Origin of the sequence: Flavobacterium anhuiense, from assembly GCF_900101855.1 — a bacterium.
GTDB classification, from domain to species: Bacteria; Bacteroidota; Bacteroidia; order Flavobacteriales; family Flavobacteriaceae; genus Flavobacterium; species Flavobacterium anhuiense.
Genome location: NZ_FMVC01000001.1, coordinates 676,894 through 692,677, shown reverse-complemented (window position 1 = coordinate 692,677; position 15,784 = coordinate 676,894). Strand labels below are relative to the sequence as shown.

Below are 15,784 nucleotides of genomic sequence, written 5' to 3'. Positions count from 1 at the left end.
ACATGAAAGAAACCAAACATATATCAAGATCTAGAGCGCAAGAATCTTCTGCTGCGATAGAAAAAATGTACATTACAATGCGCCATTTATTCAACCGTGGATTTTACAAACCAATGGGGGTTTCTGGCGACAGCTTACGCGAATCATTATTGGCTTTACGTCCAGAAATTTATGGAAATATAGCCGAAGAAAAAGTAGAATTAAACGGACTTCTATATGTAATTGAGCGTCTTCCAATCGGAATTGAGCAATGCCGTTTTATTAATTTAACTTCAGACGAAGGATATTCTAAATCGCATTTTCAACCGATTGTTCCACCAAAAAGAAGAAGAAACTGCTACAGAATTGACGAAGAACAGATGAACGTTGAGATTACTCGCGGACGTTCGGACATTTATGATATCTTAACACATTTGACTTTCATTTTCATCGAATCTCATAAAATTAAAAATAGAGTTTTAATTGATGATGGAGGAGAAGTTTCGCGTGATTGGCAGAAACTGGAACAAGCTGTTATGCAAACCAAAAAGCTTACTTTGGTAGAAAAAGAAAAAGCAATTTCTCACGTAGCAAATATTTTGGCTAGAACATTTGAAGAAGTTTTAGATATTTACGATTCATTTGGTTCTGAAACTGCACCAGATCGTTTCCTGCATGTAATTTATTGGTTAGGAAAACTTGCGATTGAAGAAATTGTTGAAAACAACAAGCGTACCATCACTTTTAGTCCAGTTTTGCGCGAAAGATTAGGACACCATATTCACGGAGAAATTTGGGCAACAAATATTAAAGAAGTTCTAAAAGCAAACGATTTGCTGAAAAGACCAATTCACGTAATTAGTGCTAATATGCATAGTGTGATGAATTCGATTTTTGCAACGCCGTTGTTAAAAACAAAATATAAAGGAAAAACAGATTTCTTTATTTATGAAGAATTAAGCGGTTCTGGTTCAAAAGAAATTAGAGCTCAAGTAGAAGATTTAGCTTTAAAAAATGGAATGATTTCGCTGCCAGATTGTTCTGGAACCAATATTGACGTCCAGATTTTTGATACAGCCAAAATTGACTGGTCAAAAACAGCTTTTTCACATGCTAATGTAGGCGAAGAAAAACCAGTTCTAATTGTAATGGACTATGCTTTTGGAGAACAGGCCTACGAAACGATCGACGAACTTTTGAAACCATTCAAGAAAGAAACTTTATTGAATGTAAAATCGGTTTCGATTATGGGTAAAGCGGGAATTTTAGAAGGCGGAAAAGGAGATATCATGATTCCAACAGCACATATCAATGAAGGAACAGCTGATAATTATTTCTTCGAAAATGAATTGACAGGCGCTATGTTTGAAGGAAATGATATTGATATTTATGAGGGAGCAATGGTGACCGTTCTTGGAACTTCATTGCAAAACAGAGATTTATTGAAATTCTTCCACGAATCGACTTGGGGAGTAATTGGTCTTGAAATGGAAGGATCTTATTACCAAAAAGCGATTCAATCAGCATCTAAAATTAGAAAAAGTGTTCCGCATGATATCAAAGTTCGCTATGCTTATTATGCTTCAGATAATCCTCTGGAAACCGGAAGTACACTAGCTTCAGGCGGATTGGGAACTACTGGTGTAAAACCTACCTATTTGATTACTATCAAAATTTTAGAGCAGATTTTCAATATAAAATAAATCATAAATGAGTAAAAAAGTACCGCAGGATACGGAAGATCAGGAAGTTGATTTGGACTTTATATCAAAAAAAATAGGTAGCTTTTTTGAAAGAATAAACAGGTCTATTTTCAATAGTATCCAATTTTTTATAAAAAACTGGGTGATTGTCTTAATATTAGTTGGTGTTGGTTTTGGACTAGGGATGTTTTTGGATCAAAATCAAAAAAGTTATAGGCACGAAATTATAGTTGCACCAAATTTTGGGAGCACAGATTATTTATATGCAAAAGTCGATTTGATCAACTCAAAAATCAAAGAGAATGATACTCTTTTCTTAAAAGAAGTTGTAGGGATTTCAGATCCTAAAAACCTCAAAGTAATTGAAGTAAAACCTATTGCTGACGTTTATAATTTCATTCAGAATAAACCTGAAAATTTTGAATTAATAAAGTTGATGGCCGAAGATGGTGATATAAAAAAAGTATTGGAAGAAAATGTGACAAGTAAAAATTATAACTATCAAACACTACTTTTATTTACTAATAGTAAAGTTACAGAGGAAAATCTAATCATGCCACTTTTAAAATATTTAAACACGTCAGATTATTATTCAAAAATTCAGAAAGTAGTTTATCACAATGTGGAATTGAAAATTCAACAAACAGACTCAATAATTCAACAAATTGATGGCATATTAAATAATTTGTCGAATTCTAGTAAAGGAGGTTTAAAAAATGATAAGCTTATTTATTACAACGAAAACACACAATTGAATGATATTATTAAAAGTAAAAATGATTTCTTAAATGAACGAGCGGCACATAAAGTAGAGTTGATAGGTTTTGATAAGATTATAAAAGAAAATAATGTCATTTTAAATTTACAGTTAGTTAAATTTGCCAATGGGAATCTGAAATTGTTACTGCCTTTTATTTTCATTCTAGGATTTATCTTTTTAAGATTTTTCAAATCATTTTACAAAAAACAAAAGCATTTAGCTGAATTGTAAGATAAAAAGAATACAAATATTTTTGAAGTAAATCTGGATTGATAACAAAAGATTTCAGATAAATAGTAAATATATACTTTTGCAAAAAAAAACAGCAGATGAAAAAACAATTCATTTTTTTAAATTTAGTTTTAATAACATTATTTATTTCTTGTAAAAACAAGGAAGAAGCAAAACCTGTTGAAGAAGTAAAGGCGAATACTTTTGATGTGATTGTTGATTTAAAAATTGAAAAAGACGACGAGCTTATTCTTTTTTATAAAGATCCTTCAATTGCCTATTTTGATGCTAAAAATACTGTTTATAATGGTGTAAAAGGGAAGCCAGAATCTCAACAAATAATATTTAGTGTTCCTGAAGGAATTTTGCCAAATGATATTCGTTTTGATATAAGTTCAAATAAAGAACAAAACCCGATTACCATAAATTCGATTACATTAAGCTTTGAAGGAAGAGTATTTAAAATTGCACAGAAAGATATTTTAAAGTATTTTACACCTAACGATTTTATAAAGTTTGATGATTCAACTGGTACTGCAACATTCTTTAAAAAAGGTGAAGAGTATGATCCTTATTTTTTAACAAAGGAAATTATTTATCCTCAAATTGAAATGGTTAGAGGAGTTAAAATGTAATTTTTGTTAATGATATAATTGATATTTTAAGGCTGTTCCTTCAAAAAAGGTATAGCCTTCTTTTTACTTTAAAAACAAAAGATATTGAAGCTGATTTTTGATATATTTCAACGATACAGAAAACACAAAATTTTAGCTTCAAATTTTGTATATCTTTCTGTACTTCAATTTTTAAATGTTATATTACCTTTAATTACTTTTCCTTATTTGATAAGAGTTTTAGGAGTTGAGTATTTTGGACTCTTGTCTTTTTCTATAGCTTTTGTAACTTATTTTCAAATTGTAACAGAATATGGATTTAATTCGACTGGTACACGCGATATTTCATTAGCAATAAATAATCGCGAAAGACAAATATTGATTTTTAATCAAATAATGTCTGCCAAACTTGTATTGGTAAGTATAAGTTTTGTTGTAATGATGGGAATTGTTTTTTTATTTGGCATTTTTAGAGCATACTGGTTTATATATTTATTTTCATTTGGATCTATTTTAGGTCAGGCCATTTTTCCTGTTTGGTTTTTTCACGGAATCCAGAAAATGAAATATGTAACATATCTTAATTTGGTTACGAAAACAGTATTTGCTCTCGCAATTTTTGTTTTTGTAACTAAAAAATCTGATTATTATTTAGTTCCAGTGTTTAACGCTTTAGGATTTTTGTCTGCTGGTGTACTATCATTATTTTATATTTGGAAAGATTTTAAGATTAGCTTCAAATTACAGTCTGTTAAAGGAATAAAAGAACAGCTCAATAGAGCAAAATTTATGTTTTTGTCAGAACTTAAAATTTCGCTTTTTACCAATACCACAACATTAATTTTAGGAATTTTTGCAGGAAATCAAGCAGTAGGTTATTTTTCGGCAGCTGAGAAACTCGCTCGTGCAATAGGTAATCTGCAAACTCCAGTATCAAACACTATTTTCCCATATCTCTCGGCAGAAATGGCTTTGGACAAGCTAAAAGCAATTCAAAAAATAAGAAAAATAATGATAGTTGGATCAATTGTGTTCTCGCTCATTGTTATTACCTGTTTTTGCTTTGCAGAACAAATAATTTCTATTATTTATGGTAAAGAAATGCTCCCATCTGTGCTATTATTTAGAATTGTGATTCTGATACCATTATTATCGTTTTTAGATACCATGTTTGGTAAACAGATTCTTTTAAATTTAGGAAAAGATATATTTTATTTTAGAGTAATTGTTTTAGCTACAATTTTAAATTTTGCAATTAATTTTACACTAACCTATTTTTATCAGGAAATAGGAACAGCAATAAGTTTAATAGTCACTCAAATATTTATTGTTTTAGGCATGTGGTATTTTGCACATAAAGAAACAAGTTTGATTTTGAGACAAAGCAAAAGTTATGGGAGTAATTAAGGTTAGTGTTGTTATTCCGGTTTACAATGCAAAAAATTATTTGCATGATTGTATAAAATCACTTTTAAGTCAAACATTTGTAGACTGCGAATTTATTTTTGTAAATGATGGATCTACGGATAACAGTCTTGAAATAATTCAAAAATATCAAGAAGATGATATTCGGATCAAACTTATTAATCAAGAAAACAAAGGAATTGCTGAAGCTAGAAATGCTGGAATAGAAATCGCTTCAGGAGAATATATTGGATTTTTGGATAACGATGATTTTGTTAAAGTAGACTTCTTAGAGAATCTGTATAAAAAGGCTGCAGAAAGATATTTAGATATTTTAGTATCAAAAACAATATTAGGAAGGGACGGAAAATATGTAATTAAAGATCATGGTTTTAGTACTGATTTAATATTTGCAAAAGACTTAATACAAGAACAAATCATTCCAAATCTCTTAAAAACGGAAGATTTATTTGCAGTTTGGAATAAAATTTACAAACGGACTTTTCTTTTAGAAAATAATATTCGTTTTCCAGATGACAGAGTAATTGAGGAAGATAATATATTTAATATTCAAGCTTTTAATAAAGCGGAGAAAGTTCTATTTATCGAATATGCGGGTTATTATTACAGGGATGTAGCTGATAGTAAATCAAGAAAGATTATTGAAAATGATTATTTTTCAAAAGCTCTTGAAAAATATTATTTGGATTATAAAAAAGAATATAGTCTTAGCATTTCATACGAAGAATTGGAGAAACTTAAAGCGATTAGATTTATTCAAAGAATCTTTTATTTAGTCTATAAATGTTCAGTATTAAAAATCCCGTTTAAAATAAAATGGAACTACATCAAAAACATGGTTTTTCATGAAAAAGTATATGAATTGTCCAAAAAATATGATGAAGAAATCCTCCAAGATAAAGGATTATATGAAAGAACCCTCTTAAAAATAATCACCAAAAAAACATCCTTTTTATTGGTTTTATTAATTTTAAGCATTCAAATTGGATATCATCCAAGAATTTCAGAAACAATAAGAAAGATAAATAAATTGACAAAAAAACGCTGAAAGTGCTTGCAAAAATATATAATACATTATTTTTCTTAGGTCTTTTCTTTTTCCCATTTAACAGTTATGAAGGAATATCATTTTTGGGAGAATTTAAAACCGAGTCTGGAGCACTTTTTTTATTTGCTGGATTTTTATTTTTATTGATAAATATCTCACTCACAAAAAAAATAATCTTTCCATACAAAAATTTTCTTTTTCAACTTGTAATGTTATTTATAATTTGGTGTCTCATCACAACAATATTAAATGCATCTTCAGTTGGTTCTAATTATTTTAAAAGTACAAGTGGAATAAATAGGTTCATAAGACAATATTTTGCTTTACTGATTTCTGCTTTTGTGTTTTTTATTTTCTATATCAATGTTTTAGCAAAAATGGAACTTAAGGAAGTACTTTTTAAAATAAGAAAAGTATTTCTTTGTTCTCTTATTGTAGCGTCTATATACGGTTTTTTTGAAATTTTAATTTCAGTTTTTGGCTATGTATTTTTATATCCAATTTTAAAAGGATTTAATTATTTTCCTTTCTTAGAAGTTAATCTTCACCCAGAAGGCAGAATTTCGACCATAAGTTACGAACCTCCTTTTTTAGCAATTTACCTTATTACAATTTCTGGCTGGATGTTTAGTTATATTCTCACCAGTAAAAAACTAACTAGATTTTTGCCAACATTTGCTATTTTAGTTCTGACTTACTTTTCAGGATCACGTACGGGGTTAATCGTGGTGTTTTTTCAAGGATTTGTTTTTTTAATTTTCTTATACAAAGACTTAAGATTTAAGAAATATGTTATCAATTTTTTAGTTGGATCTTTATTTGTTTTTTCAGTTTTGCTTGTTTTTAAAGGAGAAAAAGTAATTCATTCTGTCTCAGAGAAAATGAATTCATTAAACTTTCAAAAAAATTTAACCAAAAATGTATCTAATCAATCCCGATTCGGAATGCAATATGCCGCATTACAGGTCTTTTTAGAAAATCCAATTACAGGAGTTGGGTTTGGCCAGCAAGCCTACCACAATAGAATTCATTATCCTTCTTGGGCAACAAGAAATAATTATGAGTTTGAATTGTATTATAAAAATAAAAAGGAAAAGGCATTTCCGCCAGGATATAATCTTTATACAAGACTTCTAGCAGAAACAGGTTTAATTGGAATTTCTTTATTTTTAATGTTACTTTATTTTTCTTTAAATGAAGTTCGGCTTTTGATGAAAAAGGCAAAAGGAGAGGAAAAAACAATTCTAATGATAGTTTTAATTTCGCTTTTGGGATTGTACATAAACTGGCTTCAAATAGACACTTTTAGAATTTATGGTGTTTGGCTTTGTTTGGCTATTTTAATCAGAATGCGATATAATAAAACTTTAATTTTAAAAAATGAATAACATCATTCTTTTAATACCATATTATAATAATTCTGATGGATTACTGAAATCGCTGCAATCTATTAATCAAGACGAAGAGTTAGATATTATAATTGTTGATGACGGAAGTATAAATAGATTTGAAGAAAATACAGCGATACAAAGTTTTAAAGCAAAAGGAAAAATCTTTTTTGAATATTTACCAGAAAATAAAGGAATTGAAATAGCATTAAATACTGGTTTAAAAATTAGTATTGAAAAAGGATATAAATATATTGCAAGGTTGGATTGCGGGGATGTTTGTATTGGGAAAAGATTTGCTATTCAGAAAAACTATTTGGAAGATAATCCAGATATTAAAATAGTAGGTTCCAATGTTTTGGCAGTCGACCATAATGATAAGTTTTTGTATTCAATCGATTTACCATTGAACAATAGAGATATAAAAAATAAAATGTATTTTAATTCAATGCTGATTCATCCCGCTATCATGTTTTCTTCGGATATTTTAAAAACGGTAGGATTGTATTCTTTAAATTACAAATCCGCTGAAGATTACGCTTTTTTCTTTGCTATTTCAAAGTCATACAAAATGGCTAATATAAATGAGTATCTCACTCAAATAGAAATCAATGAAAAAGGTATTTCATTACAAAAAAGAAAACAGCAGGTAGCATGTAGAATCAAAATTATAAAAGAGAATTTTTATTTTGGTTTTTATCCAATTTATGGGCTAATTAGAAATTACATCTTATTTATTCTTCCTTATAGGTTTATTTTGTTTTTAAAAAAGAGTAAAAAATGAAAAGTTTTATAGAGAAGAATTTATATCATTACGCAGCTTATTTTATGATTCTAGTGCTTTTCTTTTCAAAAGCGCTACCCAATATAGGCTTAATTATACTCACAATTTTATTTTTGATAAAGTTTGATATTAAGGCATTTAAAATCAATTCTTATTCAAAACAGATTCTATTGATTTTACTATTTTATCTTATAGTAAAATCGGCATTATATGGTAATTTATCGTTCGATTTTAGGGTTTATAAAGGAATATTGCTGGCATTTTGGATTTCGATTTTGCTGTGTAAAATAAAAGATATAAAAACATTAAAATTAATAGTTTTAATAGGGATTGATGCCTGTATTTTAATTTCCATGTTTCTTATAGGAGTATTTTATTTTCAAACAGGAATTCTGCCTTTTTCTAATACTGCTGAGGTGAACAAACTATTACTTTTAGAGCGTCCATATATTGCATTTATTACTGTTCTCGGGTTTTTAATATCTTTAGAAAAAGCAATAATTATATCAAAATGGCGTAAATTTTATTTATTCAATTCTGTTCTTTTACTAGGATTTATTTTATTGATTTCGGCGAGAATTTCAATTATCACAGTTTTCGCAATTGCAGGAGTATATTTTGTGTTTTATTTTAAAACGAAGTGGTACAAAAAAATTCTTTTTGCATTAGCTCTGGGACTTTTGTTTGTTGGTGTAGTTATGTCAAACAAAAATATTAGAGAAAGGTTTTTTATAAAAAGTAATTTAGAAAAGTCATTGCAAGAGGCCTCTGATTATGAGCCAAGAATTGTAATTTGGAACTGTGCCTATAAAATGACAAAACAGGATGATTTTATTTTATTGACAGGTTTTGACGGGTATCAAAAAATAAAAAATAACTTGCTTGATTGTTATGCATCAAGTATCGAAAATCAATCTAAAAAAGAATATTTTTTATCAGAAAAGTTTAATACCCACAATCAGTTTATTGATTTTTATTTAGTTGGTGGAATCATTGCTTTTCTTTTATTCTCAGCATTTTTTGTTGCATTATTTTTAGAATTAAGATTAGATTTTTTTAAAATTGCAATAGTGATCGCTTTTCTGCTTTTTTTTATTGTAGAGAACATATTTTACCGACAATTTGGTTGTTATTTGTTTGGTATATTTACACTAATTTTGCTCCAGAGAAAAGAAGATGAATAAAATTAAAGTTGCGCATATTCTACATTCAGTAGGTGGGGTTGATGTTTCTTTGAGGCAGATACTTCACAATTTAGATACCGAGAATTTTGAGAACATAGTGATTCATGGGAATTCTGATACTCAAAATGAATTTGTAGACAAAGATGCTAAACCAATAGGGTATTATAGGCTTCCGATATATAGAGAAATATCTTTTAGATATGATTTATCAGCAATTTTAAAAGCATGGAAAATTATTCGTAAAGAAAAGCCAGATTTAATTCATTCACACAGTACAAAAGGTGGTGTTATTGGAAGGATAGTGGGTTTTTTAACAGGAGTAAAAGTTTTGCATACCCCACAGGCATTTTCTTTTTTAAGTGCAGAAAGTAAGACTAAAAGGTCATTTTTTTTAAAGATTGAAAAATTGCTTTCCAAAGGGAAAACGGTTTTGGTAGCTTCTTCGCAATCTGAACTAAATAGAGCAGTAAATGAGGTTGGTTTCCCAAAATCGAAAACAAATCTTTTTAATAATGCGATAGAACCAATAGAAAAAATTTACGATTTATCTATACCCAAAACATGGCCTGATCAATATCTATGTACTGTTGGAAGACCTTGTTACCAAAAAAACATTGAGGAATTAATCGAAGTTTTGTATGAACTTAATAAAATTGTTGATGTACATTTGGTAATTTTAGGGCTAGGACACCATGCAGATCATATAAGACAAGTTGAAGATTTAATAGAAAAACTCAATTTAAAAAATAAAGTCACATTATTAAATTGGACAACAAGAGAAGATGTTTTAAACATTATAAGTAAATCAAAAATATATCTTTCAACAGCTAGATACGAGGGACTTCCTTATTCGGTTATAGAAAGTTTGGCACTATCAATTCCAAGTATAGTTTCTGATTGTGATGGCAATAGAGATTTAATCGTAAATAATTATAACGGTTATTGTATTAAGGAAAACAATACTGTAGAGTTTAGTAAAAAAATAAATGTTTTGCTTCAAGATGAAAAATTATATAATGAGTTTTCAAAAAATGCGAAAGAAACATTTGAAAAGAATCATAATATTTATAAAAAAATAAAGGATCTCGAATCTATTTATAGAGAGCAATTAACATAATATGAAAAGAATACTTATCACCGGAGCAGCAGGATTTTTAGGATCACATTTATGTGACAGATTTATTAAAGAAGGTTACTTTGTAATTGGAATGGATAATTTGATTACAGGAGATCTTAAAAATATTGAACATTTATTTAAACTGGAAAATTTCGAGTTTTATCACCATGATATTACTAAGTTTGTTCATGTTCCAGGCGATTTAGATTATATATTACACTTCGCTTCGCCAGCAAGTCCGATTGATTATTTAAAAATTCCAATTCAAACTTTAAAAGTGGGATCTTTGGGAACCCATAATCTACTTGGATTGGCGAGAGTAAAAAAAGCCAGAATTTTGATTGCATCAACTTCTGAAGTTTATGGAGACCCTTTAGTACATCCACAAACTGAGGAATACTATGGGAATGTAAATACAATAGGTCCACGTGGAGTTTATGATGAAGCAAAACGTTTTCAGGAGTCAATCACCATGGCATATCATACTTTTCATGGAGTAGAAACTAGAATCGTTCGTATTTTTAACACCTACGGGCCAAGAATGCGATTAAACGACGGACGTGTAATTCCAGCGTTTATTGGCCAGGCTTTACGTGGTGAAGACCTAACGATTTTTGGAGACGGAATGCAGACGCGTTCTTTCTGTTATGTTGATGACCAAGTTGAAGGGATTTACAGATTGCTACATTCAGATTATGTATATCCAGTAAATATTGGAAACCCTGACGAAATCACAATCAAAGATTTTGCAGAAGAAATTATAAAACTGACAGGAACAAATCAGAAAGTAGTTTATCATCCGCTGCCAATAAACGATCCATTGCAGCGTCAGCCAGATACAACAAAAGCAAAAGAATTGTTGGGCTGGGAAGCCAAAGTAAGCAGAGCAGAAGGAATGAAAATTACTTATGAGTATTTCAAATCATTATCTCCTGAAGAACTGGCAAAAGAAGAACACAAAGACTTTTCAAGCTATATAAAATAAATTAAGATTCTGAAAGAATAATAAATCTAATGAACGATTTAGTATCTATTTTAACACCAACATACAATACTGAAAAGTTCATTAGAGCAACTTTAGAATCAGTTCAAAATCAGACCTACCAAAACTGGGAAATGATTCTAGTAGATGATGCCTCTACAGACAAAACCGTTTCTATTATAGAAGAATTTGCTCAAAATGACAGTAGAGTTAAACTCTTTAAATTACCAGAAAATCGCGGAAACGGTTTTGCAAGAAACGCCGCTTTAGAAAAAGCCACAGGAAAATATATTGCCTATTTAGACGCAGATGATTTATGGTTTTCTGAAAAATTGGAAAAGCAGATCCAGTTTTTAAAAATGAATAATCAGCCTTTTACTTTTAGTTATTATGATTCTATTGATGAAGAGGGAAATAATTTAAGCAGAAGGGTTGAGTCACCAAATCCTTTAACTTATAACGAATTGTTTTTCTGTAATTACGTAGGCAATTTGACAGCTATATATGATTCAGATTATTTCGGAAAAATCATTCTGGAAACTACACAAAAACGTCAGGATTGGAGAATTTGGTTAACAATTTTAAAGCAAATTAAAATAGCAAAACCAGTTCCAGAACCTTTGGCCTTTTACAGAATTAGAAAAAACTCTGTTTCTTCTTCAAAATTTAGACTAATAAAACACAATTTTGGTGTTTATAGAGAATTTCATGGATATAATCTTGTTTTTTCTGTTTTGCTGATGATGAGGTTTTTATTTACTCAATTGATAATCAAGCGAAAATATATTAAGAAAATTTTAAATTAAACTTGATACCACAATTTGTGACATCAAGTTTTTAAGATCACAAATTGTGACCTTAAAGAACTATTTTTTATAGCCAATCTTTACTCTTTCAGACTCATTTTCTTTTTTCTCAGTTAATTCATCTAAATATGAAAATACCAATTCAATATTTTTATCATGATTTTCTAACTTCTTTTGAATTTGGAAAATATCTACTTTGATTTCGGTTGTGTCCAAAAGCATTTGTCTCACTTTTGTGAAAATTCTCATAATCTGAATATTGGTTTGAATGGCTTTATCGCTTTTTAAGACACTTGATAGCATTAAAACACCATGTTCTGTGAATGCGGTTGGAATATAACGTAAACCCATTTTTTCAGAATTGGAAATCACAATTTGTGATTTCCAATTTTCAGTTTCAGTTTTATTAAGATCGAACATAAAATCTTCTGGAAATCTAGAAATATTCCTTTTTACGGCTTGCTTTAAAACCCTCGTTTCAATTCCATACAATGTTGCGAGATCGCGATCAATCATCACTTTTTGACCACGAATAAAATATATTTTATTAGAAATTGTTTCTTCAGAAAGTAAAGAATTATCATCCATAAGTTTTTAATTAAAAAAACAAATGTAAGATTTTATTTATATTTTATAAATAAGATTTAAACTGTTTTAGTTTTCCGCGATTGGTTCTTTCTAAAATAGTTTTTCTTGTAAAAGTGAAGTTTAAATTCGGTTCTAAATACAAATTGATTGCTTGTTTTATTTTCTCAATTTGTTCTGAAATTAATTCTTTTTCAGCTACATATTCAATTTCAAAAGTATCTAATTTGGTTTGTTTGATGATAAATTCTTTTACGTTTCCATCGTCTTCAATGATGCTTTTGGTTACATAATAAAATGTCAAACCTGGAGATTTTTTACCACTTGGCAAAACAGCAACATCGTTGGTTCTTCCAATTAATTTTTTAAGAATTGGTTTCTGAGGAGTGCTTTTTTCGTCCAAAATTCCAATGTCGCCAATTTCGTATCTTATAAAAGGATTTGCCTTATTAAATAAAGAAGTAATCACAATTTTTCCTTCCGTTCCATGTGGAACAGGATTATTATTTTCATCCAAAATCTCGACAAAAAGTGTTTCTGAGTTTACCTGCCACTCTCCTTTAGGATTTTCAAAAGCAATTAAATCTAGCTCAGAAGCGCCGTATTCGCTGATAATTGGAATTCCAAATTGTTTTTCCAAAAGTCTTTTATCCGTTTCAAAAAGCATTTCTGAAGTAACAAAACAAGCTTTTAGTGTTGGACATATTTCTTTTAAAATGATATTTTTTTGTTCTAAAAATTTAGCAAAAAGAACAATTGAACTTGTATATCCGTTGATATAATCGAATTTTTTAGTTCTGAATTTTTTTAGAAATTTTTCTAAAACAGCATCAGACAAATCAAAAACGGGGAAACGAAAACGATGTGTCAAAAAATCTTTAAAACGTTCTTTTTGATATCCAATAAAATCCATAGGAATTCCGTAAAAGCGTGCTTGATACGAATGATTAAAATCAATTCCAAACCAGCCGAAACGCATTATATTGGAAGCCCAAGTCAAAGCATGAGAATATTTGTCTTTAGCGAAAACAAAAGGAGTTCCACTCGAGCCGGATGTTTTGTTGAGGTAGATGTTTTTTTTTGAATATCCTTTTGAAAGTCTTTCTTCAAGAGGTTTTTGGAGATTCTGTTTGTTCAAAATCGGAAGATCATTCCAGTTTTCAATCTTTTTGTTTTCAAGCAAATCACGATAAAAAGAATTGTTATTTAAATGAAAATCAACAATTTCTTTCTTTTTCTTTTCAATAAACGAAGTGCACTCTTCTTCAGAAAAGTGAACAATTTTATCCAATTCGGCTTTGGCTTCCTTAATTGGAAAACCATTTAGTTTGAGTGAAAGATCAAAAAGGCGAATCATTTTTCGGGATAATTTTCGTCAAAAATAATATTTAGCAATTAGTAACAATCAAGAATCACGAAGTTTTTAAGATTTAATTATTTTTTACGTTCAAAAGCAATTATTTTTGCACCACAACTAAAATACAACAACACATGACAATTTTACTATTGGGATCAGGCGGAAGAGAGCATGCATTTGCATGGAAGATGACACAGAGTCCGCTTTGCGAAAAACTTTTTGTAGTGCCTGGAAATGCTGGAACTGCTGCAATTGCTGAAAACGTTGCAATATCTCCAACTGATTTTGAAGCAGTAAAAGCATTAGTGCTTAAAGAAAATATAAGTTTGGTAGTCGTAGGGCCAGAAGATCCTTTGGTAAAAGGTGTTTACGATTATTTTAAAAATGACGAAAGTTTAAAACATATTCCAGTTATCGGGCCATCAAAATTGGGCGCACAATTAGAAGGGAGTAAAGAATTTGCCAAAGAATTCTTGATGAAACATAATATCCCGACTGCAGCATATGATAGTTTTACTGCTGAGACGGTTGAAGAAGGATGTAAATTTCTAGAAACATTACAACCTCCTTATGTTTTAAAAGCAGACGGATTAGCCGCTGGAAAAGGTGTTTTGATTATTCAGGATCTTGAAGAAGCAAAAACAGAATTAAGAAACATGCTAGTTCACGCTAAATTTGGAACAGCGAGTTCAAAAGTAGTTATTGAAGAGTTCTTGGACGGAATCGAATTGAGCTGTTTCGTTTTAACAGATGGGAAAAGCTATAAAATTCTTCCAACAGCAAAAGATTACAAACGTATTGGTGAAGGAGATACGGGTTTAAATACAGGCGGAATGGGAGCGGTTTCTCCAGTTCCTTATGTAGATGCAGTTTTGATGGAAAAAATTGAAACACGCATCGTAAAGCCAACAATCGAAGGTTTCCAAAAAGACGGAATCGAGTACAAAGGATTTGTTTTTATCGGTTTGATCAATGTAAAAGGTGAACCAATCGTTATTGAATACAATGTGAGAATGGGTGATCCTGAAACTGAAGTTGTGGTTCCAAGATTAAAATCAGATCTAGTTGAATTGTTCTTGTCTGTTGCAGATCAAAAATTAGGAGACTTTAATTTAGAAGTTGATCCACGAAGCGCAACAACTGTAATGGTTGTTTCTGGCGGATATCCTGAAGATTTTGAAAAAGGAAAAGTAATTTCTGGTTTAGAAAATATTACAGATTCTATAGTTTTTCATGCGGGAACAAAATTAGATGGCCAAAATGTCGTTACTAATGGAGGACGTGTAATTGCTGTAACATCTTATGGAGACGATTTCCAACAGGCCATAAAAAAATCTTACCAAAACATAGATAAACTAAGCTTTGATAAGATGTATTTTAGAAAAGATATCGGCTTCGATCTAATTTAAAAAATAAATTCACCAGCCCTTTTTAATTAAAGGGTTTGGTTTTTATTTTAAAAATGAGTGAGCTGTTGTATCTTGGTTTTCTGTTCCGGCATCATCAAAAATACGCAATTGTTTAATCCAATAACCAATTGCGCACGCACAGATGATCATGAAAATCCAGTTAATAGTGTTTGCACCAAACCATGTAATTAATTCCAAACGACGTAAAAAGTCAAGAGGAGCAAACAAAATGTTAACGAATAGGTATTGAATTCCTTCGAAAAAAGCTGTCATAATTTTAAAAATTATATGTTATTTATTGTTGTGTAATGCCTTGAAGATAAAATTCGGTAAACCAAATCTTTTTTCAACTTGTTAGGTTTTTCCTTTTAAACAAGTAGTATCTTTACAATCACAAAAGTATAAAATATCC

The 15,784-nt window shown here is 29.7% G+C and carries 15 protein-coding genes; 12 read left to right on the top strand and 3 right to left on the bottom strand.

Annotated elements, in window-relative coordinates:
- Window positions 1-2 precede the first annotated feature (2 nt).
- From BLP44_RS03005 to BLP44_RS02955, 11 genes are all read left to right on the top strand, one after another.
- On the top strand, window positions 3-1,682 hold the full coding sequence (locus BLP44_RS03005) for a DUF6909 family protein (protein WP_066033180.1): 1,680 nt from the start codon (window positions 3-5) through the stop codon (window positions 1,680-1,682).
- A 7-nt stretch (window positions 1,683-1,689) separates the two neighbouring features.
- Window positions 1,690-2,673: a hypothetical protein gene (locus BLP44_RS03000; RefSeq protein WP_091129169.1), complete on the top strand. Its 984-nt coding sequence runs from the start codon at window positions 1,690-1,692 to the stop codon at window positions 2,671-2,673.
- A 98-nt stretch (window positions 2,674-2,771) separates the two neighbouring features.
- Window positions 2,772-3,308, top strand: a complete 537-nt coding sequence (locus BLP44_RS02995; protein ID WP_091129165.1) for a hypothetical protein — start codon at window positions 2,772-2,774, stop codon at window positions 3,306-3,308.
- A gap of 84 nt (window positions 3,309-3,392) precedes the next feature.
- Window positions 3,393-4,694: a flippase gene (locus BLP44_RS02990; protein ID WP_139159165.1), complete on the top strand. Its 1,302-nt coding sequence runs from the start codon at window positions 3,393-3,395 to the stop codon at window positions 4,692-4,694.
- Window positions 4,681-5,760, top strand: coding sequence for a glycosyltransferase family 2 protein (locus BLP44_RS02985; RefSeq protein ID WP_091129158.1), 1,080 nt, complete (start codon window positions 4,681-4,683; stop codon window positions 5,758-5,760). Before BLP44_RS02990 ends, BLP44_RS02985 begins: the two co-directional genes overlap by 14 nt.
- A 377-nt stretch (window positions 5,761-6,137) precedes the next feature.
- The gene (locus BLP44_RS02980) at window positions 6,138-7,148 is read left to right on the top strand and encodes an O-antigen ligase family protein (protein ID WP_162927155.1); all 1,011 of its coding nucleotides are present in this window, start codon (window positions 6,138-6,140) and stop codon (window positions 7,146-7,148) included.
- On the top strand, window positions 7,141-7,932 hold the full coding sequence (locus BLP44_RS02975; protein WP_091129151.1) for a glycosyltransferase: 792 nt from the start codon (window positions 7,141-7,143) through the stop codon (window positions 7,930-7,932). The genes BLP44_RS02980 and BLP44_RS02975 overlap by 8 nt, the downstream gene beginning before the upstream one ends.
- Entirely contained in the window at window positions 7,929-9,116 is a 1,188-nt protein-coding gene (locus tag BLP44_RS02970) for an O-antigen ligase family protein (RefSeq protein WP_091129148.1), read from the top strand. Before BLP44_RS02975 ends, BLP44_RS02970 begins: the two co-directional genes overlap by 4 nt.
- Window positions 9,109-10,233: a glycosyltransferase gene (locus tag BLP44_RS02965; RefSeq protein WP_091129145.1), complete on the top strand. Its 1,125-nt coding sequence runs from the start codon at window positions 9,109-9,111 to the stop codon at window positions 10,231-10,233. The genes BLP44_RS02970 and BLP44_RS02965 overlap by 8 nt, the downstream gene beginning before the upstream one ends.
- A 1-nt stretch (window position 10,234) precedes the next feature.
- Window positions 10,235-11,218 (top strand): UDP-glucuronic acid decarboxylase family protein, encoded by a 984-nt coding sequence (locus BLP44_RS02960; protein ID WP_066033174.1) that lies wholly within the window; start codon window positions 10,235-10,237, stop codon window positions 11,216-11,218.
- 29 nt (window positions 11,219-11,247) lie between these two features.
- The gene (locus tag BLP44_RS02955; RefSeq protein ID WP_091129142.1) at window positions 11,248-12,021 is read left to right on the top strand and encodes a glycosyltransferase family 2 protein; all 774 of its coding nucleotides are present in this window, start codon (window positions 11,248-11,250) and stop codon (window positions 12,019-12,021) included.
- 60 nt (window positions 12,022-12,081) lie between these two features.
- Here BLP44_RS02955 and BLP44_RS02950 read toward each other — a convergent pair whose 3' ends face one another.
- Both BLP44_RS02950 and BLP44_RS02945 read right to left on the bottom strand, forming a co-directional pair.
- Window positions 12,082-12,609, bottom strand: coding sequence for an ORF6N domain-containing protein (locus BLP44_RS02950; protein WP_091129138.1), 528 nt, complete (start codon window positions 12,607-12,609; stop codon window positions 12,082-12,084).
- Between the two features lie 43 nt (window positions 12,610-12,652).
- Complete coding sequence (locus BLP44_RS02945; protein WP_091129134.1) at window positions 12,653-13,963, bottom strand: phenylacetate--CoA ligase family protein; 1,311 nt, start codon at window positions 13,961-13,963, stop codon at window positions 12,653-12,655.
- A gap of 134 nt (window positions 13,964-14,097) precedes the next feature.
- On the opposite strand from BLP44_RS02945, the gene purD reads away from it, so the two are divergent.
- Entirely contained in the window at window positions 14,098-15,372 is a 1,275-nt protein-coding gene (purD, locus tag BLP44_RS02940; protein WP_091129130.1) for a phosphoribosylamine--glycine ligase, read from the top strand.
- A gap of 42 nt (window positions 15,373-15,414) precedes the next feature.
- On the opposite strand, the gene BLP44_RS02935 is transcribed toward purD, so the two are convergent.
- On the bottom strand, window positions 15,415-15,645 hold the full coding sequence (locus BLP44_RS02935) for a DUF6341 family protein (protein WP_008465813.1): 231 nt from the start codon (window positions 15,643-15,645) through the stop codon (window positions 15,415-15,417).
- Between the last annotated feature and the right edge of the window lie 139 nt (window positions 15,646-15,784).